This is a genomic window from Pseudomonas sp. W15Feb9B, from assembly GCF_000828175.1.
Taxonomy (GTDB): domain Bacteria; phylum Pseudomonadota; class Gammaproteobacteria; order Pseudomonadales; family Pseudomonadaceae; genus Aquipseudomonas; species Aquipseudomonas parakoreensis.
Genome location: NZ_JTKF01000075.1, coordinates 1 through 1143 on the forward strand (window position 1 = coordinate 1; position 1143 = coordinate 1143).

Genomic DNA, 1143 nt, shown 5'->3' on the forward strand with positions numbered 1-1143 from the left:
GCAAGCCCGCTTGTGTCTGAGTAAGGGAATAAACTCTGGGGTGAGAGGGGTGGATGGCAAGCTGTGAGTCCGCGGTGCTTGAAGCACGAGTGGGAGCAAAGCTGCCATCCACCTTTCTACTCTGGCCCATAAGCCCGAACAGTTGGACGAGCGCCACTCGAATCACAAGCGTGGGCAAAGCCAGAGCACTCTCACTTCTGAGTGTAAGAGGGTTTTGCCATGATTTCCTGGGTCGGCATCGATATCTCCAAATCCAATCTCGTCGTCTGGGTTCAACCACAGAAAGACGGTTTTGAAGTTCCCAATACGGTTGAAGGCTTTGATGCACTGATCGCACGTTTAGCTCAGTACACGGTTGGCCGTGTGCTGTTGGAAGCCACAGGTGGCTATGAACGCAGGGTCATGGCGGCATTGCAGCAGGCAAGCTACAGCGTGCTGAGGATCAATCCTCGCCGGGCCAGAGCCTTTGCCGTAGCAATGGGTAAGAACGCTAAAACCGACCCTATCGACGCGGCGGTTCTCGCCGACTTTGCCGAAGCCCTGCATGAATCTCGCGAAAAGCCCATTTCGCCTGAGCGTGAAGCACTGCGCGAGCTGATTCAATTACGTGAGCACTTCGTCCAGCAGCGCGACGATAATAAGCGTCGACTGCAGCAAGCCCAGTTGCCTGCGGCCATAGAGGCGATCAAGGATCATATTCGCTACCTGCAGACCCAGATCAAACAGTTTGGCAAAGCCATTGATCAAAGCATGCGTGAACTGGATGCAGAAAAAGCCAATCGGCTTCTCTCCGTCAAAGGCATCGGCACTGTGGCGACTGCCAGCTTGCTGGTTTATCTACCCGAACTCGGCGATCTGGATCGCAGGGAGATCGCAGCCCTGGCGGGAATCGCTCCCTACAACGACGACAGTGGCAATCACAGCGGGAAACGTCAGATTTTCGGAGGGAGAGCGCGCGTCAGACGTGCGCTTTACATGTCGTGCTGGGTCGTTATCCGCCATCAAGCCGACTTCAAGGCCCGCTATAAATCCTTAAGAGAACGAGGCAAGAGCGCGAAAGTCGCGCTCATCGCCTGTATGCGAATACTGCTGATCAGACTGAATGCCATGCTGCGAGACGGCACAGAATGGCGATGACGAACG

Annotated in this window: 1 protein-coding gene; it reads left to right on the forward strand. The window is 55.2% G+C overall.

Annotated features, from left to right (window positions below):
• Nucleotides 1-219 precede the first annotated feature (219 nt).
• Nucleotides 220-1137, forward strand: a complete 918-nt coding sequence (locus tag OC71_RS26525; protein ID WP_041074968.1) for an IS110 family transposase — start codon at nucleotides 220-222, stop codon at nucleotides 1135-1137.
• Nucleotides 1138-1143 lie beyond the last annotated feature (6 nt).

Bases quoted from the DNA above. Each gene is read 5' to 3' on its own strand.
- OC71_RS26525 (WP_041074968.1), top strand. From the start codon at position 220: ATGATTTCCTGGGTCGGCATCGATATCTCCAAATCCAATCTCGTCGTC.